The 26580-nt window shown below is 68.0% G+C and carries 31 protein-coding genes and 1 tRNA gene; 14 read left to right on the top strand and 18 right to left on the bottom strand.

Annotated elements, in window-relative coordinates; translation table 11 throughout:
- Window positions 1-24 precede the first annotated feature (24 nt).
- The 8 genes from F3H13_RS06720 to F3H13_RS06685 all read right to left on the bottom strand — a co-directional run bounded on the left by F3H13_RS06720 (window position 25) and on the right by F3H13_RS06685 (window position 5303).
- The gene (locus F3H13_RS06720; RefSeq protein WP_149798268.1) at window positions 25-1125 is read right to left on the bottom strand and encodes a DoxX family protein; all 1101 of its coding nucleotides are present in this window, start codon (window positions 1123-1125) and stop codon (window positions 25-27) included.
- A gap of 97 nt (window positions 1126-1222) precedes the next feature.
- The gene (locus tag F3H13_RS06715; protein WP_149798267.1) at window positions 1223-1783 is read right to left on the bottom strand and encodes a class I SAM-dependent methyltransferase; all 561 of its coding nucleotides are present in this window, start codon (window positions 1781-1783) and stop codon (window positions 1223-1225) included.
- 90 nt (window positions 1784-1873) lie between these two features.
- Entirely contained in the window at window positions 1874-3016 is a 1143-nt protein-coding gene (locus F3H13_RS06710) for an aminotransferase class V-fold PLP-dependent enzyme (protein ID WP_149798266.1), read from the bottom strand.
- An 87-nt stretch (window positions 3017-3103) separates the two neighbouring features.
- Complete coding sequence (gene trxA, locus F3H13_RS06705; RefSeq protein ID WP_149798265.1) at window positions 3104-3445, bottom strand: thioredoxin; 342 nt, start codon at window positions 3443-3445, stop codon at window positions 3104-3106.
- Between the two features lie 239 nt (window positions 3446-3684).
- Window positions 3685-3969: a translation initiation factor eIF-1A gene (locus F3H13_RS06700; protein ID WP_006112429.1), complete on the bottom strand. Its 285-nt coding sequence runs from the start codon at window positions 3967-3969 to the stop codon at window positions 3685-3687.
- Between the two features lie 100 nt (window positions 3970-4069).
- On the bottom strand, window positions 4070-4786 hold the full coding sequence (locus tag F3H13_RS06695; protein ID WP_149798264.1) for an AAA family ATPase: 717 nt from the start codon (window positions 4784-4786) through the stop codon (window positions 4070-4072).
- Between the two features lie 86 nt (window positions 4787-4872).
- Window positions 4873-5004, bottom strand: coding sequence for a hypothetical protein (locus tag F3H13_RS16510; RefSeq protein ID WP_262488591.1), 132 nt, complete (start codon window positions 5002-5004; stop codon window positions 4873-4875).
- 224 nt (window positions 5005-5228) lie between these two features.
- Window positions 5229-5303 (bottom strand) — tRNA-Val (locus tag F3H13_RS06685).
- Between the two features lie 218 nt (window positions 5304-5521).
- Here F3H13_RS06685 and F3H13_RS06680 point away from each other — a divergent pair.
- Window positions 5522-6691 (top strand): M24 family metallopeptidase, encoded by a 1170-nt coding sequence (locus tag F3H13_RS06680; RefSeq protein ID WP_149798263.1) that lies wholly within the window; start codon window positions 5522-5524, stop codon window positions 6689-6691.
- A gap of 99 nt (window positions 6692-6790) precedes the next feature.
- Here F3H13_RS06680 and F3H13_RS06675 read toward each other — a convergent pair whose 3' ends face one another.
- The 3 genes from F3H13_RS06675 to F3H13_RS06665 form a co-directional block, all read right to left on the bottom strand.
- Window positions 6791-7792 carry a potassium channel family protein gene (locus F3H13_RS06675; RefSeq protein ID WP_149798262.1) on the bottom strand — a complete coding sequence of 334 codons (1002 nt, stop codon included), beginning with the start codon at window positions 7790-7792 and terminating at the stop codon, window positions 6791-6793.
- 136 nt (window positions 7793-7928) lie between these two features.
- On the bottom strand, window positions 7929-8285 hold the full coding sequence (locus F3H13_RS06670; RefSeq protein ID WP_149798261.1) for a four-helix bundle copper-binding protein: 357 nt from the start codon (window positions 8283-8285) through the stop codon (window positions 7929-7931).
- Window positions 8286-8407: 122 nt separating this feature from the next.
- Complete coding sequence (locus F3H13_RS06665) at window positions 8408-9796, bottom strand: NAD(P)/FAD-dependent oxidoreductase (RefSeq protein ID WP_149798260.1); 1389 nt, start codon at window positions 9794-9796, stop codon at window positions 8408-8410.
- Window positions 9797-9991: 195 nt separating this feature from the next.
- On the opposite strand from F3H13_RS06665, the gene F3H13_RS06660 reads away from it, so the two are divergent.
- Window positions 9992-11347, top strand: a complete 1356-nt coding sequence (locus tag F3H13_RS06660) for a sodium-dependent transporter (protein WP_149798259.1) — start codon at window positions 9992-9994, stop codon at window positions 11345-11347.
- 34 nt (window positions 11348-11381) lie between these two features.
- On the opposite strand, the gene F3H13_RS06655 is transcribed toward F3H13_RS06660, so the two are convergent.
- On the bottom strand, window positions 11382-12038 hold the full coding sequence (locus tag F3H13_RS06655; RefSeq protein WP_149798258.1) for an AIM24 family protein: 657 nt from the start codon (window positions 12036-12038) through the stop codon (window positions 11382-11384).
- A gap of 209 nt (window positions 12039-12247) precedes the next feature.
- Here F3H13_RS06655 and F3H13_RS06650 point away from each other — a divergent pair, with 209 nt between their 5' ends.
- The gene (locus F3H13_RS06650) at window positions 12248-13528 is read left to right on the top strand and encodes an RNA-guided endonuclease InsQ/TnpB family protein (RefSeq protein ID WP_149798257.1); all 1281 of its coding nucleotides are present in this window, start codon (window positions 12248-12250) and stop codon (window positions 13526-13528) included.
- Window positions 13529-13666: 138 nt separating this feature from the next.
- Here the strand turns inward: F3H13_RS06650 and F3H13_RS06645 are convergent, their stop codons facing one another.
- Genes F3H13_RS06645 through F3H13_RS06635 form a run of 3 tightly spaced genes read right to left on the bottom strand, consistent with a single transcriptional unit; the run spans window position 13667 to window position 15649 of the window.
- A complete protein-coding gene (locus F3H13_RS06645) occupies window positions 13667-14332 on the bottom strand; it encodes a cytochrome c biogenesis CcdA family protein (RefSeq protein WP_149798256.1) in 666 nt (221 codons plus the stop codon).
- Between the two features lie 16 nt (window positions 14333-14348).
- A complete protein-coding gene (locus F3H13_RS06640; protein ID WP_149798255.1) occupies window positions 14349-14957 on the bottom strand; it encodes a TlpA family protein disulfide reductase in 609 nt (202 codons plus the stop codon).
- Complete coding sequence (locus F3H13_RS06635; RefSeq protein ID WP_149798254.1) at window positions 14954-15649, bottom strand: SCO family protein; 696 nt, start codon at window positions 15647-15649, stop codon at window positions 14954-14956. The genes F3H13_RS06640 and F3H13_RS06635 overlap by 4 nt, the downstream gene beginning before the upstream one ends.
- 210 nt (window positions 15650-15859) lie before the next feature.
- On the opposite strand from F3H13_RS06635, the gene F3H13_RS06630 reads away from it, so the two are divergent.
- Both F3H13_RS06630 and radB read left to right on the top strand, forming a co-directional pair.
- Window positions 15860-16066, top strand: coding sequence for a cold-shock protein (locus tag F3H13_RS06630; RefSeq protein WP_004595330.1), 207 nt, complete (start codon window positions 15860-15862; stop codon window positions 16064-16066).
- Between the two features lie 197 nt (window positions 16067-16263).
- On the top strand, window positions 16264-16971 hold the full coding sequence (gene radB / locus F3H13_RS06625; protein ID WP_149798253.1) for a DNA repair and recombination protein RadB: 708 nt from the start codon (window positions 16264-16266) through the stop codon (window positions 16969-16971).
- Window positions 16972-17099: 128 nt separating this feature from the next.
- Here the strand turns inward: radB and F3H13_RS06620 are convergent, their stop codons facing one another.
- A complete protein-coding gene (locus F3H13_RS06620) occupies window positions 17100-18239 on the bottom strand; it encodes a CBS domain-containing protein (protein ID WP_149798252.1) in 1140 nt (379 codons plus the stop codon).
- Window positions 18240-18365: 126 nt separating this feature from the next.
- Between F3H13_RS06620 and F3H13_RS16160 the strand changes: the two genes are divergently transcribed.
- From F3H13_RS16160 to F3H13_RS06605, 4 genes are all read left to right on the top strand, one after another.
- Window positions 18366-18506, top strand: coding sequence for a hypothetical protein (locus F3H13_RS16160; RefSeq protein ID WP_188128013.1), 141 nt, complete (start codon window positions 18366-18368; stop codon window positions 18504-18506).
- A gap of 141 nt (window positions 18507-18647) precedes the next feature.
- Entirely contained in the window at window positions 18648-19310 is a 663-nt protein-coding gene (locus F3H13_RS06615) for an HAD family hydrolase (RefSeq protein ID WP_149798251.1), read from the top strand.
- A gap of 135 nt (window positions 19311-19445) precedes the next feature.
- Entirely contained in the window at window positions 19446-20255 is an 810-nt protein-coding gene (locus F3H13_RS06610; protein WP_149798250.1) for an aldo/keto reductase, read from the top strand.
- A gap of 107 nt (window positions 20256-20362) precedes the next feature.
- The gene (locus F3H13_RS06605) at window positions 20363-21256 is read left to right on the top strand and encodes a bifunctional methylenetetrahydrofolate dehydrogenase/methenyltetrahydrofolate cyclohydrolase (RefSeq protein WP_149798249.1); all 894 of its coding nucleotides are present in this window, start codon (window positions 20363-20365) and stop codon (window positions 21254-21256) included.
- A 95-nt stretch (window positions 21257-21351) separates the two neighbouring features.
- On the opposite strand, the gene F3H13_RS06600 is transcribed toward F3H13_RS06605, so the two are convergent.
- On the bottom strand, window positions 21352-22230 hold the full coding sequence (locus F3H13_RS06600) for a hypothetical protein (protein ID WP_149798248.1): 879 nt from the start codon (window positions 22228-22230) through the stop codon (window positions 21352-21354).
- A 523-nt stretch (window positions 22231-22753) separates the two neighbouring features.
- Here F3H13_RS06600 and F3H13_RS16155 point away from each other — a divergent pair.
- On the top strand, window positions 22754-23200 hold the full coding sequence (locus tag F3H13_RS16155) for a hypothetical protein (RefSeq protein WP_188128012.1): 447 nt from the start codon (window positions 22754-22756) through the stop codon (window positions 23198-23200).
- A 303-nt stretch (window positions 23201-23503) separates the two neighbouring features.
- Here the strand turns inward: F3H13_RS16155 and F3H13_RS06590 are convergent, their stop codons facing one another.
- Complete coding sequence (locus F3H13_RS06590; RefSeq protein ID WP_149798247.1) at window positions 23504-24931, bottom strand: bifunctional metallophosphatase/5'-nucleotidase; 1428 nt, start codon at window positions 24929-24931, stop codon at window positions 23504-23506.
- 265 nt (window positions 24932-25196) lie between these two features.
- Between F3H13_RS06590 and rpl7ae the strand changes: the two genes are divergently transcribed.
- From rpl7ae to ndk, 4 genes are read left to right on the top strand one after another with little or no spacing between them, the layout of a single operon-like run.
- Entirely contained in the window at window positions 25197-25559 is a 363-nt protein-coding gene (gene rpl7ae / locus F3H13_RS06585; RefSeq protein WP_004595322.1) for a 50S ribosomal protein L7Ae, read from the top strand.
- A gap of 6 nt (window positions 25560-25565) precedes the next feature.
- Complete coding sequence (locus F3H13_RS06580; protein ID WP_004595321.1) at window positions 25566-25790, top strand: 30S ribosomal protein S28e; 225 nt, start codon at window positions 25566-25568, stop codon at window positions 25788-25790.
- A 3-nt stretch (window positions 25791-25793) separates the two neighbouring features.
- Window positions 25794-25988 (top strand): 50S ribosomal protein L24e, encoded by a 195-nt coding sequence (locus F3H13_RS06575; protein WP_149798246.1) that lies wholly within the window; start codon window positions 25794-25796, stop codon window positions 25986-25988.
- Complete coding sequence (gene ndk / locus F3H13_RS06570) at window positions 25985-26464, top strand: nucleoside-diphosphate kinase (protein ID WP_149798245.1); 480 nt, start codon at window positions 25985-25987, stop codon at window positions 26462-26464. Before F3H13_RS06575 ends, ndk begins: the two co-directional genes overlap by 4 nt.
- Window positions 26465-26580: the final 116 nt, after the last annotated feature.

The following is a 26580-nucleotide window of genomic DNA, read 5'->3' as shown; positions in this document are numbered from 1 at the left end:
AACCGCCGACCGAGCCGGGGGTCGTCAGTCGGCCGCCGCCACCGGCTCCTCGTCGTTGAGCGCGGGTCGCCCGAACCAGCGGTCGAACGCGAGCGGTCCGGACCCGAGCGTGAAGACGGCCGACGCGAGGCCGAAAAGCGCCACGTGAGCGAGGACCGGGTCGTCCGGGAGGCCGAACAGCGTCGTCGTGAACAGCACGAACGAGAGCGCGGCCGCGCCGCGGGTGAAAAAGCCCGCGATCAGCGCGAGGCCGACGGCGACCTCGGTCACGCCGGCGCCGACGACCCACAGCCCCGGGTCGACCGGCACCACGGCGGTGAGGTCGTACTTCTCGACGACCTGTAGCGCGCTGGCGGGGTCGGCGAGCTTCTGGATCAGCCCGAGGTAGACGAACGAGACGCCCATCCCCACCCGAAGCACTGTGGGGACGTAGCGCCGCAGCGAGCCGCTCGCCTCGTCGAGGGACGACTTCAGCCGGTGAACCGGGTCGATCCGGCCGTAGTACGAGTCCGGCGTGCTCGCGACCGCCAGCAGCATGTCGTCGGCGCTTGGCCGTCCGCCGCCGAGGATCGCCAGCGCGATGAACACGGGGACATACTCGACCGCGAGGACGACGAGCGGGTCGACGGCCAGGAACACCCACGCGTAGGCCAGGAGGCCAACGACCGACGCGATCCGCGTCGCGAGCCCGAAGAGGACGGCGAAGCCGAGCCCGATGAAGAGCACGCGGAGGAGGGGGCTCGCGCCTGGGTCGAACGCGAGCGTCGGCGCGAACAGGTACCCCTGGAAGCCGGCGCCGACGAGGGGGAGCCCGACGGCCAGCCGCAGCATCCACGGGACGAGGTCGCCGTAGCCGGCGAGCGTCTCGCGCAGGACGACGATGTCGACGATGGTGGGGCGTATCCAGAGGTAGAGGGCCAGTCCGGCGACCGCGACGAGCCCGGACCCGGCGAAAAGCGCCGCGTTGAACGGGTCGGAGAGCACCTCCGCGACGAACGCCACCGCGTCGAGCGGATCGCCCGAGTCCTCGGTGACGTAGTCCACGTGGGCCGCGACCGGCCGGGCGGCGAGCGTCGCGAGCAGGGCGAACGCGGCGACCGCGACCGATCGGTGACGAACGGACATACCTCGTCTATGGGCCGAACGCACCTAACGGTATTTCTTCATGAACGTTCGAAACCGCGACTGAGACGGCGGTTTCGAAGCGCCAGACGCCGAGCGATTACGGCGACCGCGCGACGACGCCGAACGTCTCTGTCCGCGCCTCGGCGCGCTCGACGTCGAACCCGGCGTCGGCGAGCGCGTCGCGCGCGTCGTCCACCGCGAACCGCTCGTCGACCGGCGGCCCGTGCTCGCCGTCGCCCTCGGCCGACCAGTCGAAGACGACGAACCGGCCGTCCGAGCGGAGGACGCGGGCGACCTCCTCGATCGCGTCCGGGCTCGCAAACTCGTGGTACGTCATCGTCGAGAACGCGCCGTCGAGCTCGCCGTCCGCGAAGGGGAGGTCCGACACGTCGCTCGCGACGAGGTCGACGTTCTCGGGGACGCCCTTCTCGCGGTAGTACTCGTGCATCTCGGACTGGACGTCGACGCCGTAGACGGTCTCGGCGTGTTCGGCGACGTCGTCGGTGTAGAAGCCGGTGCCGCTCCCGAGGTCGGCGAGAACGCCGAACGCGTCGGCCGCGAACGGACCGACGACCTCCTCGGCGGAGACCCAGCGATACCGCACCGCCGGTCGCTCCAATCGATCGGCGCCGTCGGCGTCGAACGTATGAAATCCCATGCCCGGTCTTGCGCGCCGAGCGCTAAAACGCGTCCGGTCGCGCGGCGCGTGGCCGCCCCCGGCTCGGGACTGAGCGACCCCGCCCGCGGTTCACCACTCCAGCTCCAGCGCCTCGACCAGCCGGTCGACCTCGGCCTCGGTCGAGACTGCGTGGACCGACGCCCGGATCCCGTTCGGGTGCGGCAGCGACCGGACGACGATATCCTCCGCGCCGAGCCGCTCGACGGTCGCCTCCGGGTCGTCGACGTCGATCGTCACGAGCCCGGACTCGTGGGATCGCGGGCTGTGGAGCCGGTCCTCGGGGACGCCGTCTTTGAGGCGATCGGTGAGCGACGCGATCCGCGACTCGATCGCATCGAGGCCGACGGCGTCGATCGCGTCGAGCGCCTCGACGAGGCCCACGTGGGCCGCGGCCGTCGTCGTCCCGATCTCGAAGCGCCCCGCGGCGGGCTTGAACTCGATCTCGTCGCCGGTCGGGTCCTCGACGCCCCGGTAGCCGACCGCGCGTGGGGCGAGGTCGGCTGCGGCGTCGCGGTCGACGTAGAGGAAGCCGGCGCCCCACGGGCCGAGCGTCCACTTGTGGCCGGCGGCCGCGACTGCGTCGGCGCCCCACTCGTGCACGTCCATCGGCACCTGCCCGGGCGACTGGACCGCGTCGACGAGGGTGAACGCGCCGGCGTCGGACGCGATCTCGACGAGGTCGGCGACCGGGAGGCGGGTGCCGTGGGTCCACGTGATCGCGCTGAAACAGACGAGCCGGGCGTCCGCGACCGCCTCGGCGTACTCGTCGCGGTCGACGCGGCCCTCCTCGGTCTCGAGGACGCGAACCTCGACGCCCTCCCGTTCGAGGCGCTTCCACGGGAGGACGCCGGCCGGGTGTTCGAGGTCGGTCCGCACGACCACGTCGCCCGGCTCCCAGTCGATCGCGCCGGCGACGCGGTTTATGCCGTCGGTCGTACTCTCTGTCAGCGCGATCTCTTCGGGATCGGCGCCGACGAACGCTGCGATCCGCTCGCGCACCCGGTCGTACGTCTCGAACGCGTACTCGTACGGGTCGGTCGTCGCGGAGCCGTACTCGTGGTCCTCGACGAACGACGCGGCCGCCTCCACGACGTACTCGGGGCTCGGTCCGTGCGCGCCGAAGTTGAAGTACGCCGCGTCGCCGAGTGCCGGGACGTCCGCGCGAAGCTCTCTCGGGGTCATACCGTCGTCGTCGAGTTGAATCGTTCTCATGGTGTCGGTTTCGGCGACTCGGGCCGCGACGGGTCGGCCGACGACCGCGTCCCGGATTGTTCGGTGTGAGACGTCTTCGGGAGCGTTTCAGGCGGTGTGCTCGCCGATCGCGTCGGCCAGCGCCTGCTCGGTCTGCGCGCCGACCATGCGCTCGACGGGCTCGCCGTCCGCGAACACGAGCAGCGTCGGGATACCCTGAACGCCGTACTCGCCGGCCAGCGCCTGGTGGACGTCGACGTCGACCTTCAGCACCGCCGCGTCGGTGTCTTCCGCGACTGCCTCGACCGCGGGCTCCATCATCTGACAGGGGCCGCACCAGTCGGCGTAGAAGTCGACGAGGACCACGTCGTTATCGGTGACGTGCGTGTCGAACGCGGCGGCGTCGGTCAGCTGGATCGGTTCCGCGGGAGCGGCTTCTGTCGAACTCATACCCACACCTACGCGCCTCGCGGTAATAATGGTTTTGGATAGTGTTCACAATACTACGATAGAGCAGACAGGCGACCTCCGTCCGGCTACGCCGCGATACGGGCCGGTGCGGTCGCTATCGGCGTTCGAAAACTCCGCACCGATCCGGCAAGCAGGCGCCCGAACGGACCGCGTCGGAGCGGAAAGAGACCGCAGGGAGACGGTTGACGGCGACGCGGCGCGGTCGCGCCGTTCGTCGATTATTGGATGTGACCTTCGCGGCGGAGCTGGTCGGCGTCCTCGTCCGAGTACCGCCACTCGACGTTCGCCTTCTCGTCCTGCCAGTCCCACGGCTCGGCGAGGACCACGTCACCCTCGCTGATCCACGTTCGGTACTTCATGCGGCCGGGGATCCGGCCGAGCCGCTCCTCGCCGTCGGCGCAGCGCAGCTGAACGTGGTTGCCGCCGAGGTGTTCCGTCACCACGGCGAACACTTCGTCGTCGTTGGGCATGCGGAGGTTCTTCCGCCCGGATTCTTCGCTCATACCATCCGTAGTGCGCTCGCCCGTATAAGTGGTGGGAGACGCGTGTGCGCCCCCGTCATGCGATCTGTTCGCACGACACCGGCGTCGGGGCCGACGCCGACTACTCGGCGTCGGTGACCGCGGCGGACCGGTCGCCGCGGTCGACAGAGGCGTTCTCGCCCGCGGTCTCCTCGCCCGCGGCCTCCTGGCCGAACGCGTCCCCGCCGAACGCGGCGTCGACCTGCGCGAACGTCTCCGGCTCCGTCCCGGAGTTGTCGACGACGACGTGGTCGGTCGCCACCTCGTCGAACAGCTCCTTGAAGTGGAGGTGGATCTCGAAGTCGGCGTCGCTGATCCCGTCGCGGCGCTCGATCCGTCGTTCGACGACGGTCTCGTCGCAGGCCACTTCGACGAGTTCGAACTCGACTCCGGCCTCGGCGGCCGTCTCGCGGGCGTCCGCCCGGAACCGGGCGTCCGCGAACGTCGCGTCGAGGACGACGGCGTCGCCGGCGTCGACGTCGTCGCGGGCGCGCGAGAGGAGTTCGGCGTAGACGGCCTCGGTCTCCGCGTCGGTGTACTCGGGGTCGTCGAACAGCTCCTTCCGTATCACGTCGGTCCGGCGGATCCGCCCGTCGACGTGGGCGGCGACCCGCTCGGCGACGGTCGTCTTGCCGACGCCGGGGAGCCCGCAGACGACGACCAGCCGCCCGGTCGGCGCCTCGTCGCCGGCGACCGTGGCGGCCGGCTCAGACGCCGTCGGAGCGAGAGAATCAGCCGTTTCACCGCTCGAATCCGCCGATTCGCCCCCGTCCGGCTCTCGACCGCCTCGGTCTCTCATCTACCGGTATCCTCCGGGGTGAGCTAAAAGAAACTTCGCATTGGTCACCCCGCGACCGACGCCGTCAGCACCGCGCTCCCAGGGACCTAGAACTCCTCGACGTACCGCCTGATGACCGCGGTATCGTCGTGGGTCGTCCACTCGTAGTCGGTGAACTCCTCGTGGACCTCTAGTTCGACCGGCTCCGGCCGCTCGGAGCCCAGTCGGTCGCGGGGCACGCCGCCGGTCGTGAGGCGTCGCCCGGAACGGCTCCGCTACAGCCGGCCACGCCGGTGACCAGTCCGGTCGATCCGACCCTAACGATGTCTCTCCGGGTCCGATCCTCCATGATCTGATACCATCGGCTGTCGGCATATCGGTTAGCGTCCGCCGGCGCGCTGAAACCGACGGTTCGGAGCGGAAGCCGCGGCTCGCCGTCGTGCGGTTTTCGCTTATAAGTGAGTGGGTTGGGGCAGATTTGAACTGCCGGCCTCCTCCATGTCAAGGAGGTGTCATAACCGGACTAGACTACCAACCCGCAGGGGCTTACTGACGCATCTCGTCGTTTCCGTGGGACGTAATTGAACCTTTCGTTTCGAGCCTCCCGCCGGGGCTGTTCTTGGAAACCGATCGGGAGACGGCGCGGCGACGATACCCGCGTCTCTCGCGGTCGCGGGCGACTGATCCCGCACGGACCGGCGTCCGCGCGCCGACGGGTTTCGACCGGTTTTACCCGTTCGACGAGAGTCCGTCCGTATGGTCGACCTTGTCGCCCGCACGGAGAGGCTCGACGCGTACCTCGACGAGCGCGGGCTCGAAGCGGTCTGGTTCGCGCGCCCGAACGGCTTCGCGTGGCTCACCGGCGGCGATAACGTCGTCGACGGAGACGCGCCGACGGGCGTCGCCGCCGCCGGCTACGACGGCGACCTCCGCGTGATCACCGACGGTATCGAGGCGGACCGGCTCACCGACGAGGAGCTCCCGGACGCGTTCGCGGTCGAGTCGTTCCCGTGGTACGCCGACTCGCTCGCCGACGCGGTCGCCGAGCGCTCGCCCGCCCCCGCGGCCGCCGACTTCGACGTGCCCGGCTTCGAGGCCGTCGACGGGAGCAGCCTCCGCCAGCCGCTCACCGACGACGACGTCGCGCGGTACCGCGAGCTGGGCCGCGAGGTCACGGCCGCCGTCGAGACCGTCTGCCGGAACCTCGAACCCGAGGACCCGGAGTACGAGGTCGCGGCCGGGATCGACATCTCGCTCGCCTCCCGCGACGTGGACACGCCGGTGGTCCTCGTCGGCGGCGCGGAGCGCGCGCAGGCGTACCGCCACTACACGCCGACCGACGCGGCGCTCGGCGACTACGCGCTCGTGTCGGTCACCGCCGAACGCGCCGGGCTGTACGCCTCGATGACGCGCACCGTCGCCTTCGACGCCCCCGACTGGTTCGAGGAGCGCCACCGCGCCGCGGCGCGCGTCGCGGCGACCGCGGTCCGCGCCACCGAGGCCGCCGCGGCCGGGACGCTCTCGCGAGCCGGCGACGCCGCGGACGCCGCCGATCCCAGCGCCGCCGATCCCAGCGACGCCGCCCCCGACACCGCCGGCGACGTCTTCGAGGCCATCCAACGGGCGTACGACGCGGTCGGCTTCGCCGACGAGTGGGAGAGTCACCACCAGGGCGGCGCCGCCGGGTTCGCGGGACGGGAGTGGTTCGCGACCCCGGACGGCGACGAGCCGGTTCGGCGGCCGATGGGATACGCGTGGAATCCGACGGTTCACGGAACGAAAAGCGAGGACACGCACCTCGTCACGTCCGATCTGACTGAGCGGCTCACGAAGACGGGCCGGTGGCCGACCCACGAGGTCGAGCCGGTCGACGTCGCGGGCATCGACGCCGAGCCCGTCGAGTTAGCGGCGCCCGTGATTCGGTAGGAGAGGCGCTGTCGAACCGCGGAAACCGGCTCCGATTCGGCGCAGATCGATACGTACGGGTGAGCCGTGCTGCTCGGGGCACGGCCCGCGGGTGGCTTCCTACCGGCCGCCGGTGTCGGGCCAGCGTCGCGCATCCGATTCGACGAGGCCCAGCAGGAACCGACGCCGTTCGTCCACCTCCGCGATCGAGTCGGAAAATTCCCCGTCCGAGACGGTTGGGATCCCGCCGTCGCGCAGCGGTTCGAGATCCGGGGCGGGCGGGGGCTGCGACGCCGGTCCGACGAACCCGTCCTCCAGCGTATCGAGGTACGTCCGAACGCTCGACCGGGCTTGCGTGACGGCCGGCTCACTCGGACGGCACTCCGGATCGACGCCGAACCGGAGAAGCGTGAGCGTCTCGTCTAACACGGCGACGTTGGTCGCCGGCGCCTGCGACGTCTCCGGCGTGAAGAAGTAGTGGAGGATGGGGTACGCCTTGTGGTTCGCCGTCAGCGTGTCGAGCTGGGTCGCGATCAGGTTCAGCGGGACGTCCAGTCCCTCGAACGAGTCGCCGTCCCAGCTCGCTTCGAGGATATCCGTACTCCGTTCACCGAGCCCGTGAACGCTGCTCGCCAGCGACCGCTTCTGTGTGACGGCGCTGAGGACGTTGAGAACGTACGTGACGCTGAGCGTGACGAAGAACATCCCGCTGGCCGTGGTGAACGCGGTCGCGACCTGCCAGATCGCGCCGTTCGGCGTGAAATCCCCGTTCCCCATCGTGAAGATCGAGTACCCGACGAAGTAGAACCGCTCAGCCCAGGAGATCGGACCGGCGTTTCGCGTGTCGAGGAGACTCTCCTCGCCGCCCGCGAAGAGGAACGTCCAGCCGCCCCAGAGCAGTCCGATCCACGTCGCGAGCCCGAAGACGAGAAGTACCGGGCCGGAAAGCGAGAGCACGCGGGGGCGCTCACCGAACGCTCTCCTGAACAGCTTCCACGTACCGGACATCAGCCGGGAAGTGAGGGGACCGGCCCTCCCGTCGACCCACAGCGTCGTCCAGAGCATGTCGATCACGGCCGACAGGAGACAGGCAACGCCGACGACGAGGTAGATCGGATTCATTCCGTCCACCCTCGACGGCCGGTCTCCGCGTTGGATCGGCTCTCTCGGGTTGTCATCCGGTGAGACTCGTCTGGCGATCCTCCGCGGCTGCGGGCGGGTTGGTGATGAAAAATAGGAGCCCTCGTCGGTCGTTCGGTTACGCGCTCGCCATCCGGCGACAGCTCTCGGCGCACTGTATGAGGACCTCCGCGCAGGCCTGGCAGTGGTCGGCGTCGTGGCGCTCGCACTCGTCGGCGCACTCCTCACAGGCGTCGGCACACGTCTGCGCGAGCTGGGCGCTGTAGCTCGAACCCCGGGCCATCAGCCGCGCGTGCAGCGACGTGAGGTCGGCGACGTCCCGGCAGAGCCGGGCGCACTCCTCCATGTCGGCGTCGCCGAGGCACTCGTCGGCACACCACTCACAGACCGTCGCGGCCTCGGTACAGTTCTCCACACACTCGCGCTGCTCGTCGCTCAGGCCGTCGATCTTCGAGGCGGTGTCTGATAGGGACATTCCACCCGAGAGGACAGCTGACGGCCGAATAAGCGATTAGCTTGCCGGTGAAAGGGTGTAAAGTCGCCCTCGAGTTTTGCACTCGCTCATCGTCGCCGGGACGGGTCGCATCCGTCTTGACGTCAGTACACGTACTCGCTCTCGTCGATGCCGACGTACTCCTTTTTCACCCGGCGCTTGTTCCACTTGTAGCCGAGCAGCAGCTTCGCCGACTCCCAGCCGGAGCGGTACGGCTGCGAGAGCAGGCTCCCGCCCGCCTCGCCGGCGAGCATCGCGTCCGCGGCGCCGATGACCCGGTCCCAGTCGTCCGGCTCGTAGTCGGCGACCATGTCGGCCATCGTCACGTTGCGGACGACCTCGTCGCCGATCGCCTCCTTCCAGCGGCGGTTGTATGAAGCCAGGTCGCCCTCGGCGGCGAGCTCGCCCGCGATGGCGCCGGTGCGGACCGCGACGTGGTCGCCGCCCTCGTGGAACGCCGACGTGGTCCCCATCGCGCCGCCCGCGACCGCGACCCCCGCGTCCACCGGCGAGTCGATCGGCCGGGTCGACGAGATCGGATACGTCTCCGTCCCGTTCCGCTTGCCGGCGTCCTCGACGAGCGGGAAGTCCTCCTCGATGTCGTACTCGTCGCCGTACTGCCACTCCAGGAGCCGCCGGATGTACTCGGCGCCCTGCGGGATCGACTCGTCGTCCGCGTCGAGCAGCGCGTACGCGTCGCGGTCGACCTCGTCGATGTCGAGGCCGATCGGCATCGTCAGCCCGACCCGACAGACGCGGTCCGCGTTCGGGAAGATCCACGGGTATGCGGTCTCGCCCGGCATCACGCCCCACCAGAAGACGAGGGCGTCATCGACCTCCTCGAACACCGCCTCCGGGACGCGCCGGTACTCCTGATAGGCGATGTGGTTCGCGGTGCGGGAGGCCAGCCGCTCCGAGGCCTGCGCGTCCGCGGGCAGGTACTCGTCCAAGACGCGGTTCGTCACCGTCCGCTGCGGGCCGTCGGCGAGGACGACGAAGTCGGCGCCGACGATTCCCCCGTCGGCGAGTTCGAGACTGTGGCGCGGGTCGCCGTCGCCGGGCGCCGCCGAGAGGTCGGTGTCGACGCCGCGGACGGAGGTGCCGACGCGGTACTCCGCGCCGGCGTCCTCGGCGCGGTCGCGGAGCCAGTCGTCGAAGCGCGCGCGCTGGAAGGTGTACCCGAACGTGTCATACGAGGAGTCGATGCCGGTCGAAGTGAGCGTGGCGGACTCGTCGGGACCGCGGAACTCGGCGCGGTTCAGCTCGCGCTGGACGACCCCGTCGTCGAACTCGTCGGGGTGGATCCCCATGATGTCCACCCAGTAGTCCAAGATCCCGGCGGCGTCGGTCGAATCCGGACCGAGGCGGTCGCGGTCGGCCCGGGGGACTCCCTTCTCGAGGACCAGGGCGTCCGCCCCGCCGGTCGCGGCCGCGTGCGCCGCCGCCGAGCCGGCCGGCCCGCCGCCCACGATCGCGACATCTACGCGTTCCATACCTCGTGAGGTCCCTGTCCGGCTATTAAATTCACGGTCCCCGATGCGGACGATCCCCGGGTATCGCTTGGAGGCGCCGCGCGGCGCCAGATCGTCATCGCCACCCGGGTGCCCAATTGATCATCTTCGATGATTGATGGTAAGAGCGACAGAGAGACACGCTTATACACGGTACAGGATCTCTCTTCGACACCAATGGCACGCGAGACATGGGCGACCCGAATGGGGTTCATCCTCGCCGCGGTCGGCAGCGCGGTCGGCCTCGGGAACATCTGGCGGTTCCCGTTCATCACCGGCCAGTACGGCGGATCGTCGTTTCTGATCACCTACCTAGCGTTCGTCGCGCTGATCGGGTTCCCGGCGATCCTCGTCGAGTTCGTCATCGGGCGGCGGACCGACCGGAACCCCGTCGGCGCGCTGCGGGAACTGGGGAGCGGCGTCTGGTCGTACGCCGGCTGGCTGTTCGTCGTCACCGGTTTCATCATCCTCTCGTACTACAGCGTCGTCGCGGGCTGGTTCCTCCGGTACACGCTTATCGGGATCACCGAGGGGTACACCCTCACGGACCCGACCGAGGCGAACGCGCTGTTCGGAACGGTTTCGACCGGCCTCGACACGCTCCTCTTCCACGCGGTCTTCATGCTGCTCGTCGTCGGCATCATCGCCGCCGGCGTCAGGCGCGGCATCGAACTGAGCGTGAAAGTGATGGTCCCCGCCATCCTCGTGATGCTCGTCGGGTTGGCCGCCTACGGGTTCACCCTCGACGGCGCGGCCGCGGCGTACGGCTACTACCTCTCGCCCGACTTCGGGACGATCACCGCGAACTGGACCGAGATCCTCCCGGCCGCCGCCGGGCAGGCGTTCTTCACCCTGTCGCTCGGGATGGGCGTGATGATCACCTACGCCTCCTACCTCGGCGAGGACCGGAACCTCGCGGCCGACGCCGGCATCATCGCGACGATCGACACGCTCATCGCCGTCCTCGTTGGTTTCGTCGTCTTTCCGGTCCTCTTCACGGTCGGGATCGAACCGGGGACCGGCGGTGCCGGCGCGATCTTCGTGAGCCTCACGTCGGCGTTCGCGAGCGTCCCGGGCGGGCGGATCATCGGGATCGTCTTCTTCGGGATGGTCGGGATCGCCGCGCTCTCCTCCGCGATCAGCATCCTCGAAGTGCTCGTCTCCTACCTGATCGACGAACTCGGCGTCGCTCGTGTTCCGGCGTCGGCCGCCCTGGGCGCGGCGGTGTTCCTGCTCGGCGTGCCGGTCACGCTCGATCTGGTGTTCCTCAACCTGTACGACCTGCTCGCGGACGGCATCCTGCTCGTTCTCGGGTCGCTGCTGCTCGCGCTGTTCGTCGGCTGGGTCATCCCCGACGTCGGCCGCGCGGAACTCCGGAAAGGAATCGCGGACGTCGGCGACCTCGACGGCGCGTGGATCTGGGCCGTTCGGATCCCGATCGTGATCGTCGTGATCGTCTCGCTGTACCTCGGCATCGTCGACTACGTCGACTTCCTCACCGGCGACTTCGCCGACTGGCTGGCGGCGCGGTAGGCCCGACTTGTGGGGTTGCGGGCTTCCTCTCGCTTCAGACGTGTTCTTCCCGCGGCTGGACCACGACGAAGCCGCTGTCGCCGTCGAAACGCATCTGATATCGCTCGCCGGACTCTTGGCCGATCATGTCCGAGAGACTCCGGTTGACCTCCACGTCCGGCGAGGTGCCGCCCCACGCGACGGTCGCGCTCGGGTCGGTCGCAACCGGCGGTTCTAAGACGATCGGGTCGCCGTGGGTGGTGAGCGCGACGTAGCCCGGGCCTTCGAGGTAGACGTTGCTGAAGCCGCCGGCGAGCGCGCCGGCGAGGCTGTCGATTGCGCTGATCTCGTAGGAGAGCGACTCCTCGAAGGCGAGTACGTCCTCGCCGTTGACCGTGATCGACTCACCGGCGCCAAGCTCGATCACCTGGACCTTCTTGCCGTCGTCTGCGAAGTAGACGTGGCCCTGCCCCTCGACGGCCATGATCGGCGTCCCCTCGCCGGTGGCGGCCTCCTTGAGGAAGCCGGTGATGCCGCCCTCGGCGGAGGCCTTCCCGGTGAAGGAGACGTCGCCCGTGTACGCCACCATCGAGCCCGCCTTCGCCATGACGGTGCCGTCGACGTCGACGTCTAGGGTGTAGCTGTTCTCGCGCTGGAACGGTTCCGCGCTGTCGGTCGGTGCGTTCGCGGCGGTGAAATCGTCGAGCTTCATAGTACGGGGACCGAACCTGTCGGTTCGGCTGTGCGGAGATTCCGCGGTATCGCTTAAGAACTTACGGAGAATCAAGGAGAAAGCCTCGCGCTTTAGCGCGGGGATGAATCCGACATTACTCTCCACAATCCACCGGTCGATGGCACGGCTGGATATTCCACGCTGCTCCAATCCAAGCCTTCAAGTAATTTTATTTATATAGGTTACGTATAGTGAAACAGGTCGTCACCCGCACCTACACCGCTTCCATACGGAACCAGTCTCGAGTGCAAGACGACCTTGATTCGCTCGGGTTCGCTGCCTCGAAACTCTGGAACGTCGGACGGTGGACATGTAGTCGGATTTGGGATAAAATCGATTATATCCCGAACCACAACGAACTCACCACGTACCTCAAAACCCACGAACGCTATGATGACTTACATTCGCAGTCAAGTCAGCGAGTCCTTCAAGAACTCGCTGAGGCGTTCAACGGCTGGTACGGCAAACGACGCAACGGAGATACGAGAGCGAACCCGCCCGGCTACCGCAAACACGGCGAGGAGCACCCGCGTTCGACGGTGACGTTCAAAGCCGCTGGCTTCAAACTCGATACCCAGTACAACCGCGTTCGACTCTCAAAGGGGTCGAACCTCAAGGAGTATTGGTCGGACTTCATCCTCTGTGAGTACCAAACCCGCCCCGACGTTGATCTCTCCACCGTCGAGAACGTCCAACAGGTTCGGACAGTTTGGGCGGGTGAGGAATGGAAACTACACTTCGTCTGTAAGGTCGAGATCGACGTGGCTGAAGCCCCCGGTGAGAAGACGGTGGGCGTTGATCTCGGGATCAACAACTTCGCCGCGCTCGCCTACGAGGACGGTCACAGCGATTTGTATCCGCTGAACTGTCTGAAGCAGGACGACTACTACTTCAGCAAGCGGATTGCCCGGTGTGATGACTCGAACTCCGAGCAGGCCACCCGGCTGAACCAGAAAAAGTCGGCTCGTCGTACCCACTATTTCCACACGCTCTCGAAACACATCATCCAGCGGTGTGTTGAGGAAGGTGTTGGAACGATTGTAGTGGGTGATCTCTCAGGGATTCGCGAAGACGATGACACTGATGAGTCGAAAAACTGGGGAAAACACGGCAATCTCGACTTACACTCGTGGGCATTCGACCGATTCACCGACCTCCTCGAATACAAGGCGGAGATGGAAGGTATTGTCGTCGAGGAAGTCTCCGAGGAGGACACGTCGAAGTCGTGCTCGTGCTGTGGTCGCAAACGTGACGCGAACCGTGTTGAACGTGGGTTGTACGTCTGCGACGACTGCGGTACAGTGGCGAACGCTGACGTGAACGGCGCTGAGAACATCCGACAGAAAGTATCTCCGAGTTCACCGAATCTGTCGGTGAATAGGAGTAACGGCTGGTTGGCACAGCCATCGACGTTCCTGTTTGACAAGGAAGCTGGTGTATTCGCACCTCAAGAACGGGTCACGTCGTAAACCACAATATCCCAACCCAGCGGCACGGTGCCGTGGGAATCCTCGCGCTTCAGCGCGGGGAGGATGTCAAGGGAGAGACAAAGAGCGCTTTCACGGCGCGCAGCACGACCGCTCGGGTCTCGCCGCGCGGCTCCGGCCTCAGTACACGACCAGCGAGAGGTACAGCTGGCCGGCGCCCGCGACGACCATCACGGCGCCCGCGATCCGCTTCAGGAGTCCGGCGTGTGTCATCACCCGGTTGGCGTTGCTGACGAGGCCGACGCCGGTCGCGACGGTGGTCGCGGCCATCAGGACGGCCACGGTGCCGGCGTAGACCGCGATGACGAGGAGCGCCGCCTCCGACGGGAGCGCGATCGCGCGGGCGACGACGCCGAGGAACACCGGCGCCACACAGCCCGCGCCGGCGAGCGCGTACCCCGCGCCGAAGACCCCGAACCCGAACACGCTCGACCGCCGCTCGGGCAGCGGCACCGATATCGACGGCGTGCGCCCGGACGCCACGAGCAGCCCGAAGAGGATGAGCAGCGCGCCGACGAGCGTCTCGAACACGGTGATGTTCGACAGCGTCGAGTAGCCGACCCGGACGGTGGCGCCCGCGAGCAGCGCGAACGTCGCCAGCACGCCCAGCGCGGCCGCGACGCCGCGCACCCCCGCGCCGAGGACCGACGCGGAGTCGGCCTCGACGGAGTTCACGTAGAAGCCGACGTACCCCGGCAGGAGGGGGTACGCGCACGGCGAGAAGAACGTCGCGACGCCGGCGGTGACGGCGAACGGGACGTTCGTCGCGAGCGAGACGTCGGTCATCGGTCAGATAGCCCCGTCATCCGTCGAGCGCGCGCTCGATGCCCGCGACGAACTCCTCGGTCGTGTGGGTTCCGGAGGTCGCCCACTGGACCCGGCCGGAGGCGTCGATGGCCCGGGCGCTCGGGTATTTCCCGATCGGAAACCGCGCCGCGAGTTCGGCCGAGACATCGGCGGCGACAAGCCAGTCACCGTCGTGTTTATGCCACCAATCCACCACCTTGTCCTCGCTAATTCTCTCGCCGACTGGCTCCGTCGTCACGGAGACGAACAGCACCTCGTCGCCGATCCGATCGTGGGCCTCCGCGAGGGCTGGCATCTGCTCCGCGCAGGGAGGACACCACGTCCCGAAGAAGTCGACGAACGTCGGCCGATCCGGCGCCGGAATCGTCACCTCGCCGTCGCGACTACCGGGCGCCTCGATAGTGTCGATCGTCACCGGCTCGATCGGCTCCGGTCTGCCGCTGTCGGTGTCGCTACTTTCGGAGCCGTTTTCGCCGAGTTCGTCGGATTCCCCGTCGAGGACGCTTCCACCGAGCGAGTTGGGGACTCCCCCGGTCGCGACGGCGCCCGCCCCCCCGAGCACCCCGACGCTCGCGAGGCCGGCCAACAGGTCTCGTCGCCTCACGCCGTGACCACCCGTCGGAAGTCGTCCACGAGCCGTTCGACGTCGGTGGTCGGCCCGCGCGGGTACGCCCGCTCGACAATCCCACGCTTGTTGACGAGGAGGATGAGTCCGTAGTGCGGGAACGTGTACTCTAGGCTCTCGTAGTCGTTGTCGAACGACTTCTGGATTTTGAGCCCGAACTGCTCGTCGAACAGCTCCTGTCCGCTCTCGTACGTCTCTGGGCGGAGGAAGTGCCAGTTTCCGGCGTCGAGGTCAACCCCGCGCTGGCTCGCGTACTCGCGGAGGGCCTCCTCGGTGTCACGCTCAGGGTCGAACGTGGTGGGGAGGAACGCCGCTTCGTCTCCGAATCCCTCCTCCGCGGCGACCTCCTGTGCGCGCCGCAGTCGGAGGATGAGCGCCGGACAGACGCCGTCAGGGCAGTTAGTATAAAACATCGTCCACAGGAACGCGCGCTCGCCCTCGAACTGCGCCGTCGATATCTCCTCGCCCGTGATCGGGTCGGGGACGGTGAACTCGGGCATCTCGTCGCCTTGGATCGGGTGGACCGGATCCCCGCGGCTCTGTTCGGGCGGGCCGAGGATCGTTCCCTCGGGACCGGAATCGCCGATAACGCCGGCGCAGCCGGCCGTGGCGGTCGCGCCGGCGGCGGCGCCGGCCGCGGCGAGCGAGCGGAGGAAGTGGCGGCGGTCCATGTCGTTGTCCGACCTACGTGGTCGCGCGTAAATGAACCCCGCGGCTGGTGGCGCGCGCTGAACACGACCCGGAGCGCCCGAAGAGCGGCTCCAGTGGTCGTGAACCGTCGCTACTCGTTGAACTTCTACCGGTGGACGAACGTCCGGAACCCCCGTGGTACCGTGCCCCTCGCAAGGGTTATCCCCAGGCGGGCTGTACGTTTATTCGCAATGGCAAACGGTAAGGTTGATTTCTTCAACGACACTGGCGGCTACGGTTTCATCTCGACTGACGACGGCGACCTCGACGACGACGAAGACGTGTTCTTCCACATGGAAGACGTCGGCGGCCCGGACCTCGAGGAGGGTCAGGAAGTGGAATTCGACATCGAATCGTCCCCCAAGGGACCCCGCGCGACGAACCTCGTCCGCAACTAATCCCCCACACCGCGGACGACGCGTCCGCACGCACTACCGGATCTCGGCCGTCGCTCCACGTGATCGGCGCCATCTCCGTTTCTTTCACACTTATCACATCCCGACGAGCGACGGCCGTCCCCCGATACGCACCGGCCGCTGTTCGACGAGCGACGCGATCGACCGTTTAAATACGAGCGCGGGCGAATCCCTCCTCAGTGACCGATCCGATCCCGACCGGCTGTCGCCCGGTCGACGAGCTGTTGGGCGGCGGCTTCGAGCGCGGCGTCGTCACGCAGGTGTACGGCCCGCCGGCCGCCGGGAAGACGAACCTCGCGCTCGCCGCGTCGGTCGGGGTCGCGGCCGACGGCGACCGCGCCCTCTACATCGACACCGAGGGGCTGTCGATCGACCGCTTCGAGCAGCTGGCCGAGGGGCGGCTCGACCGAGCCGACGGCGGTGACACGCTCGAGGAGCTCGCCTCCCGGCTGGTGATCTCGGAGGCGTACGACTTCGACGACCAGCGCGAGGCGGTCCGCGACGCGGAGGAGCTCGCCGAGGAAGTCGAGCTTATCGTGTTAGACTCCGCCACGGGCTTCTACCGGCTGGAGCGCGCCGGCGACACCGAGGGCGGCGAGTCGCTCCGGAAAGTCGCCAAGCAGGTGACGCACCTCCTCTCTCTCGCCCGGCGCCACGACGTCGCCGTCGTGATCACGAACCAGGTGTTCACCGACCCCGACGGCGACCGCGACCGCGCGCTCGGCGGCAACACCCTCAACCACTGGACCGGCGCGATCCTTCGCGTCGACCGGTTCCGCGGCGGGAACCGCCGGGCGACGCTCGAAAAGCACCGCTCGAAGCCCGCCGGCGACACCGCGACATTCCGGATCGTCGGGGACGGGCTCGCGGAGGGGACCGACGCCTGAGTTTCCAGAGACGAATCGAAGCGGACGGCGAAGGAGACGAAGACGAGGACGGAAATTCTCGCGGCGAAACGACGAGAGCCGTCGACGGCGACGTGACGGTCGCGCCCGGTACCGCGGGCGCTACCGGCTCACAGCTCGCCGAGCTTGCGGAGGAGCTGACCGCGGTACTCCTCGTCGGCGTTGACGCCCTTGATCTCGAGGACGTTCCGCTCTAGCTTGTCGAGCGCGACGTGGAAGGCGTGCTCGGCCCCGTACCCCTCGCCGGAGCCGCCGACCTGTCCCTCGTTGGTGCGGAGGCGGATCTGACACTGGATCAGGGGCGTGCCGCGGAGCTTCTCCTTGTGCGCGTGGAGCCGGACGTGCGCGTGGATGACGTGCATGTCCGCGTACTTGTCCGCGACCTGCTCGATGGACTCGACGATGTGCTCGCGGGAGGTCGTGTCCAGCAGGTCGACGTTCGTGATCTGGACGTCCATCGAGTCCTGCTCGGTGAACGTGAGCGCGCGCAACACGTCGGTCTTCGTCACCATGCCCGCGACGGTGTCGGCGCCCTCGGGCGTGACGACCAGCCCGGAGACGTCGTTGTCGAACATGCGCTCGACGACCGCCTGCGCCGTCTCGTCGTTCGCCGCCGTGACGACGGGGCTCGACATGATGTCGTAGACGGGGATGTCGAGCATCCGATCGATGTCGCCGGCGCGGTCGCCGCTGCCCTGTCGCTCCTGGTCGCGGACGACGAACTCGACGATGTCGTTCGTGGTGACGACGCCGACAAGGTCGCCGCTCTCGTCGAGGGCCGGCAGCCGAGAGACGCCGTTCTCGCGGAGGAGGTTAATCGCGCGGCCGACGCTGTCCTTGTCGTTGATTCCGATCACGTCCTCGGTGGCGATCTGGCCGACGGTGATCGCGTCGAGGCTGTCGAGGACGGCCTCGAGGATCTGGTCGACCGTGACGATGCCGAAGAGCTTCTCCCCCTCGTAGACGGGGGCGATCTTCACGTCGCCCTCGACGAGGAGCCGCGCGGTCTCGCGGACGTCCTCGTGGCGGTCGACCGAGGGCGCCGGCTTCATCACCGCAGACACCTTCGTGTCGTCCTCCATTCGCGAGCGCATGAGCTGTTTCTCACCGACGACGCCCGCGTACTCGCCGTCCTCGACGACGACGATGCCCTTCGGGTTCTCTCGCTCGAAGATAGAACGAACCTTGGCGAGCCGCTCGTCGACGTCGACCTCGACGTACTCCGGCACTGCGATATCAGAGATGTTCATAGTCCAATCTAAGGATTCGACGGGCCGGGTATTGAAAGTGCGGGAGTCGTCGCGCCCGCCGGCGAGTTTCGTCCGACCGTCGAAATCCGCCTGAAGGTATTTGGGCGTCGGAGCCGAAGTCGTCTCGTGAAACTCTCGACCGCGCTGATCGCGCTCGGCGTCGCGCTGATCGTGATCCCGCTGCCGGTTCCGATCCCGTTTATCGGCGTGATCGCCGGCACGCTCGCGCTGCTAGCCGGGCTCTTCCTCCGCCTGTTCGGCGTCTGAGCTGTCGTGCCGTCCGCGCGTGAAGCGCCGCCCGCTCGGCATCTGAGGCGCCGCTCGGCATCTGAGGCGCCGCTCGGCATCTGAGGCGCCGTCCGTTCGGCGTGTGAAACCTTTTTGCCCGTTACCGTCTCACGGAGAGCCGTGTACGACGCCGTCGTCCTCGACAACGACGGGGTGTTGATCGGACGGACGCCGTTCGACACGCTCCGCGAGGCCGCGTGGGACGCGTTCGTGAGCCTCGGCGTCGAGGACCCGGACCTCGCTCACGTCGACGACGTCGCGGTCGGCGTCGATCCCGCGACCCTGACGGACATCTGCGAGCGCTACGGGGTGGAGCCGGCGGAGTTCTGGCGGGTCAGAGACGAGACGGCGGCCGCGGCCCAGATCGACGCGGCCCGGAAGGGACGGAAGACGCCGTACGAGGACGTCGACGCCCTCCGCGCGCTGGACGCCTCGCTCGGCGTCGTCTCCTCGAATCAGCAGGCGACCGTCGACGCCCTGCTCGACCACTTCGGGCTCGCGGGCCGCTTCGAGGTTGCGTACGGCCGCGAGCCCTCGGTGGCCAGCCTCTCGCGCAAGAAGCCCTCCCCGTACTACATCGAGCGCGCCCTCGAGGACCTCGGCGCGGAGACGGCGCTGTTCGTCGGCGACAACGAGTCGGACGTCCGCGCGGCCGACAACGCTGGCATCGACTCCGCGTTCATCCGGCGCCCTCACCGCCGGTCGACGGAGCTCGCCTGCCACCCGACCTACGAGATCGACGACCTCCACGACCTCGTGAGCATCTGCGGACGCCGCCGGTGAGCCCGGACGCGACTCCCGCCGAACCGAGCGGACGATCCCGGCGGCGCGGCGAAGGGAGGAGAGGGGAGAGGAGAGAAGCGCGGTCGCGGTAGCAGGTCCGATCCGCTTTTGGACCGCCTCGAACGAGTCGTCCGTATGGAACTCCCGCCCGTCGGCCTCGGCACCATGGGGATCGACGACCCCGAATCGGTCGCGACCGCGCTCGCGCTCGGGTACCGCCACCTCGACACCGCCCGGATCTACGACAACGAGGCGGTCGTCGGCGAGGGGCTCGCCGCGGGGCTGGCCGGAGACGCCGGCGTCGGCGACGCCGTGGACGCCACGGAGAACCTCGACCGCGCGGACGTCACCGTCGCGACCAAGCTGTGGATCGACGACCTCGCGGCCGACGCCGTCGCGCCCGCCGCCCGCGAGAGCGCGGAGCGGCTGGGCGTCGACGCGATCGACCTGCTGTACGTCCACCGGCCGCGCGGCGACTACGATCCCGAGGCGACGCTCCCGGCGTTGGACCGAATGGTCGACGACGGCCTCGTACGGAACGTCGGCGTCTCGAACTTCGAGATCGACGATCTCGACCGCGCTATCGACGTCCTCGGCCGGCCCCCGGCGGCCCACCAGACCGAGCTTCATCCGCTCTTTTATAAACCGACGCTGCTCGATCACGCCCGCAAACACGGGTATCCGGTCGTCGCCTACTCGCCGCTCGCCGGCGGTCGCGTGCGGGAGGTCGACGCCGTCGTCGAGGTCGCGGACGCGCACGGGACGACGCCCGAGGCCGTCGCGATCGCGTGGGCGACCGCGAAGGATCCCGTGGTCGCGATCCCGAAGGCGTCGAGCGAGGCGCACCTCCGCGCCAACCTCGCGGCGGCCGACCTCGAACTGACCGAGTCGGAGGTCGCCGCGATCGACGGCGTCGAGCGCGAGGAGGAGCTGTTCCCCGAGTAGCCGTTTCGGAGAAGTCGATCCACGTTCTCGGATCGAATTACAGATAGCAACCGTTCGATGACCACGATCCCGCGTCATTTTTATCGCGGGGGCGACGACGGCCGTACATGACGGAGATCATCGACGGTGAGGCGGTCGCGGCCGACGTGCGGGACGCGGTCGCCGGCGAGGTGACGCGGCTGGGCGACGCCGGCGTCGCGCCGGGGCTCGCCACGGTGCTGATGAGCGACGACCCGGCGAGCGAGACGTACGTCTCGATGAAGCAGCGCGACTGCGAGGAGGTCGGCATCGAGAGCTTCCACGTCGAGATCGACGCCGACGCCCCCGCGAGCGAGCTGTACGAGACGATAGACGACCTCAACGACCGCGACGACGTCCACGGGATTCTGGTCCAGCTTCCCCTCCCGGACCACGTCGACAAGCGGACGGTCCTCCGACGGATCGCCCCCGAGAAGGACGTGGACGGCTTCCACCCGGAGAACGTCGGCCGTCTCGTCGCGGGCGACGCCCGATTTAAACCCTGTACGCCTCACGGCGTCCAGAAGCTGCTCGACGCCTACGACGTGGAGACCGAGGGCGCGGACGCGGTCGTCGTCGGCCGCTCCGACATCGTGGGGAAGCCGATGGCGAACCTGCTGATCCAGAAGTCGCCGACCGGGAACGCGACCACGACGGTCTGTCACTCGCGCACCGAGGACCTGGAGGCGAAACTGGCGGGCGCGGACATCGTCGTCGCGGCCGCGGGCATCCCGGAGTTCGTCGACGGCTCGATGCTGAAGGCGGGCGCGACGGTTATCGACGTGGGGATCAATCGGGTCGACGCGGACACGGAGAAGGGGTACGAGCTGGTGGGCGACGTGGACTACGAGTCGGCGAAGGATGTTGCTGGGGCGATCACACCCGTGCCCGGCGGCGTCGGGCCGATGACGCGCGCGATGCTCCTCTACAACACGGTGAAGGCGGCCGGCCGCCAGCACGACGTCGAGATCGAGTTGGACTGACGGGGCTCGGCGGCGGATACTTTCCGTCGCGGACGCGGCGACGGCCCTCGGCCGCTCGGCGCGTTCCGTCCCTCAAGAGACCGCTCTCGAGGGAGTCAAAGCGGCGCGTACTCCGACCAGGAACACCGGCGGAAGGCGACGTCGTAGCCGGTCGTGTCCCGGACCGCGTCGAGACCGTTCCGCAGCGCCGCCCATTCGGCCTCGGTGAGATCCAGTCGCTGCTGGGTCCCCATCTCCCCGGAGTTCGCGGGATCGTCGTCGTGGCAGAGAACGAGGTGGGATATCTCGTGAAGGGCGAGTCGCAGCTGCTCGCGGGGGGATTCGCGGTGACCGACGACGGCTCTGTTCCCGGCGTTCATCCCGTTGACCCACCCGTCGTTCCACCGATCGCGCAAGTTGTCGGAGAGGTGGGAGTAGACGCGCCCCTCGTGCGGCGGTTCGCGCTTCCCGGGAACGACTATCAGCTGGAAAGCGACGTCTTTCAGGTCGTCCTCGATCTCACGGGCGTAGAAGCTCTCTCTGGCCCAGAGGATGCTGTAGGCGTCGTTCCCGTACGCCTCGAGAAACTGTCGCTCACTGATCCGGTTCGGGTGGTCGAGCCACTGCATGTAGATGCCGTTGTCGCGGAACAGCGCCTCCAGGTTCCGCTTGACGGAGTCGTCCACCGTCGCGTCGCCGACGTATCTCACGTCCACGAGGAAGTCCCGTCGGCCGACCTCCAGCCCCTCGAACGAGTCGGCGCCGAAGCGGTCGACGAGTCGCTCGTGAAACGTCTCTGACCGCTTCAGTCCGTCCCCGATCCCGTCTCCGCTGCCGTTTGCGGACGTCCGGCCGTGTCGGTGTGTTCCGATGCCGCCGGCGACCGCGCTCCCGACGCCGCCGAACAGTGCCGCGCCGATTCCGCCGAGGGTGCGGACCAGCGATCGCCGCGACCGAACTCCCGTCTCGTCTTCCGGCGGCGGTTGGTCCGGCATCGTGCTTTCGCATCTCCGAACACCTCCTCATACAAAAAGAACCAGTATCCGGTTCGGCGAGCTTACCACGAGTAGGCGACTGGAACCCGGTTGAAGAGCGGCGTCAGATCGGTGCTACCGTGTAGTCTCCCGACGCGAGAGGGGCCGGTGCGAAATCCGAACTCGCGGTCGAAAAAGCCCTCGTTACCGACCTCGCGCCGGGTCGGTACGACCGCGCTGTCTCGAGTAGGACTGGACTGTCGGGACCGCCGTCGTGCCGTTCGAAGAGCACCCCGGTCCCGTCGCCGTTCGTCGCGTCGACAGTTAGTTCAGCCGTTCAGGTCTGACGACCAGTCCCGTCTATTCGGGGCCTCAACGTCGTCCTGTCGGCGTTTCGCCGAGAGAACCTATCCGTCCGTTTCCACGTCGCTGTCGCACGATCTCTCAATTTCCATGCGAACATTTCATAGTAATAACGCGATTCTTTCCGTACTCGAATCGTAACAATGGGTACGGAACACCCACGGTCGACGAGGTTCGATCTATGGTACGAAAAGAACTCGACCGTCGAACGTTCGTTAGTGTCGTTGGTGCGGCCGGCGTCATCGGCCTCGCCGGCTGTGCGGACGAACCGGACGCGCCTTCGGAGGATATGAACGGCACTGACGACGAGACCGGAACAGACGACGGGACTGGAACAGACGACGGGACTGACGACGGAACAGACGACGAGACCGGAACAGACGACGGGACTGACGACGGAACAGACGACGAAACAGACGACGGGACCGACGACGAGACCGGAACCGACGACGAGACCGGAACCGACAACGAAACGGACTCCGATAACGAGACTGGAACAGACGACGGGACCGGGACCGATAACGAGACGGACTCTGACAACGAAACAGGAACAGACAACGAGACCGGAACAGGCAACGGCACTGGGACCGACAACGAGACGGAATCCGACAACGAGACGAGCGGCTGACCGACGCGGCAGCACGGAACACGTCGGAATCGCCGATTTTTCGCGGAGCGAGTTCGCTTTCCGTAGTCGACGTTAAACCCGACGACTCCGTCACCTCTCCCCGATGACGGGCCTCCCACGCTCCGTCGTGGATGCGGTCGTCGACGGACGCGGGTCGCAACGGTGTCTCGGCGCGCTCGAGACACCTCGAACGAGGCCGGCGGGGCCGCGGCCCGCCGAACGGAACGGGGACGCCGTCCGTCGAGTCCATCGCCTCGATCCGGTACCTCGCTCCGCGGTTCGCTTAGAACCGTCCGTCGCCGCTCACCGGCTTCCGTCGGTCGCGGCGGCGCGGTTCCGGATCTCGATCCGGCCCTCGATATCGGGATCGATCCCGTGTTCGCGTGCGTACGCGGCCAGCACCTCGTACTGGATGTCGGCCTCGTCGATCCGGTGGCGCTGGGCGAGCGTCGGGAACTCGTGTTCGGAGTGGAGCAGGTACTCCGAGACGGCGACCGTGTAGCGCGCGTCGGCGTCGATGGGTTCGCCGCCGACGGTGGCCTCGAGGACTAGCTCGGCGTCGTCGTCCCAGACGACGCGGGCGTTCGAGACGTGACCGTGCCACCAGTCGTCCTCGCCGAAGTCCACGTCGGGCGCGGCCATCTCGCGGAACACGTCGTGGAGCTCCGCGCCGCTGACGGAGGCGAGCGCGACCGGCTCCTCGAACGGAATCAGGGATATCAGGTCCGCTTTCGTCACGTCGCCCGCCCACGGGTCGCCCTGCCGGAGTCCGCCGGCGTTCGACAGTCCCACGTCGGCGTCGTGGGCCCACCGGAACGCGTCCGCGACGAAGTTGCCGACGCGGCACTCCCCGCCGTGGACCACGTCGCCGGCGCGCTCGATCGGCTCGTCGACGACGTCGACGGTCTCGTCGAGGTCGGCCGCGGCCATGCGCTCGGCGAGCGCGTCCGCGAGGCCGGGCGCGGGCTCGGCCCCGTCCGGCTCGTGGAGCGTCGCGGCCGGCGGATCCGCGTCGAGGTCGACCTCGGCCACCGCCTCGCCGTTGACGCCGGGCCGGACCAGCAGGGTGCCGTCGACGACCTCGTTCCGGCGGCTGTGGACGTGGCCGCCCAGGACCGCGTCGACGTCGAGTTCGCGCGCGAGGTCGTCGTCGCCCGCGCCGAGATGCGAGAGGACGACGACGCGATCGAGGGGGTCGGCGCCGACATTCCCTCCCTCGCCCCGCTCGGCGACCGCGGTCCGCATCTCCGCGAGCGCGTCGCGCGCGGCGGCGATCGGGTCGTCGAACGAGAGGTCGGCGGCCATCGGGTTCAGCGAGTCCGTCGCGGGGTCGGTGACGCCGACGAAGCCGACCGTCTCGCCGTCGACCTCGCGGGTCGCCCACGGGACGACGCCCTCGTCGCGGCCGAACGGCTCGCCCGCTTCGTCGCGGACGTTCGCGGAGACGAACGTCGCGGGCGCGTCGGCGACGAGCTCGCGGATCGCGTCGGGGCCGTAGTCGAACTCGTGGTTGCCGAACGTGTCGAGGACGGTGTCGGTCGCCTCGTAGAAGTCGAGGACCTGCCTGCCGGTCGCGACCAGCGAGAGGACGCCCGGCGCGGTCGTGTCGCCGGTGGCGACCACCGCGGCGTCGGCCCCGGAGAGCGCCCGGATCCGACCGGCGAGGCGGGCCGCCCGCTCGGGGGCGTCGAAGACGTTCTCGATGTCGGAGTAGTGAACGAGACGGACCATTCGATACGCGACCGAAGGAGCGAGTCGGGTTTAAAAAGCGCGGAGTCCGTCCGCGCCCGACACCGGTAGGGCTCCTGTCGGCTCCGCTCCGCCCGCGGTTCCGCCCCGTGATCCCCGCTCGCACACGCGCGGGACATTGAAAGCGCTTTTATGGATGTCCGGACTACGACGGGGCACAGCCTCTGTGGGGTTGATGATGTGCCGTTCCGATAGGGACCGACCACGGGACGGACACGCGAGCCCGCACGGAGGATAGGAGAAACATATGCCCGTTTACGTAGACTACGACACCCCGGCGGACCTCGCGGAGCGATCCCTCGAAGCGCTCGAGGTCGCCCGAGACACCGGCACCGTGAAGAAAGGAACCAACGAGACCACCAAGGCCGTCGAGCGCGGCAACGCCGACCTCGTCATCGTCGCCGAGGACGTCTCCCCCGAGGAGATCGTGATGCACCTCCCCGAACTCGCCGAGGAGAAGGGGATCCCGGTCGCCTTCGTCGACACGCAGGACGAGGTCGGGCAGGCCGCCGGCCTCGAGGTCGGCTCGGCCGCCGCCGCCGTCGTCGACGCCGGCGACGCCGCCGACGACGTCGAGGACATCGGCGAGAAGGTCGCGGAGCTCCGATAACCTCCCATGAGCGCAGAAGAGGGCACCGGCGACTCGACGACCGCGGAGGTCATCGAGGTCGTCGGCAAGACCGGGATGCACGGCGAGGCCATGCAGGTCAAGTGCCGCATCCAGGAGGGATCGAACCAGGGCCGGATCATCACCCGGAACGTCCTGGGTCCCGTCCGTCTGGGCGACGTGCTCCAGCTGCGGGAGACCCAGCGCGACGCCGACTCCATCGGAGGACGATAACCAATGGTCGAGACACGCACCTGCGATTACAGCGGTGAGGAGATCGAGCCCGGCACGGGCACGATGTACGTGAAAAAGGACGGACAGATCCTCCACTTCGTCGACTCGAAGGCGGAGAAGAACTACTTCCTCGGCCGCGAGGCGCGCGACGTCGAGTGGACCGAGGAGGGCCACCGCGCGGGAGGCGACGACCAGTGAGCCACCACGACGAGCGCACCTTCGTGATGGTGAAGCCCGACGGCGTCCAGCGCGGCCTCATCGGCGAGATCGTCTCTCGCTTCGAGGACCGAGGGCTCAAGCTCGTCGGCGGCAAGTTCATGCGGATCGACGAGGCGCTCGCTCACGAGCACTACGGCGAGCACGAGGACAAGCCGTTCTTCGACGGCCTCGTCGACTTCATCACCTCCGGCCCCGTCTTCGCGATGGTGTGGGAGGGCGCGGACGCGACCCGACAGGTCCGCGCGATGGTCGGCGAGACCGACCCCGCCGAGTCCGCCCCGGGCACGATCCGCGGCGACTTCGGCTTAGACCTCGGCCACAACGTGATCCACGCGTCGGACCACGAGGACGAGGGCGCCAACGAACGCGAGATCGACCTGTTCTTCGACGACGAGGAGCTCGTCGACTACGGCCTCGACACCGCCGCCTGGGTGTACGAGGAAGAGGACCACTGACGCGGTCGCGCTCGGACTTTCACTTTTCACCGCCGCCCGCCAGCCGCGTAGTCCTCGCTCAGTCGACACACCGCGTTTCCGGTGAATCCCGCCCCAAAACCTCTCGCTGTCGACCG

The organism is Halorubrum xinjiangense (assembly GCF_900102375.1).
Lineage (GTDB): Archaea > Halobacteriota > Halobacteria > Halobacteriales > Haloferacaceae > Halorubrum > Halorubrum xinjiangense.
Note: the sequence above shows the minus strand (reverse complement) of the source record. Positions and strands in the feature narration are given on the sequence as shown.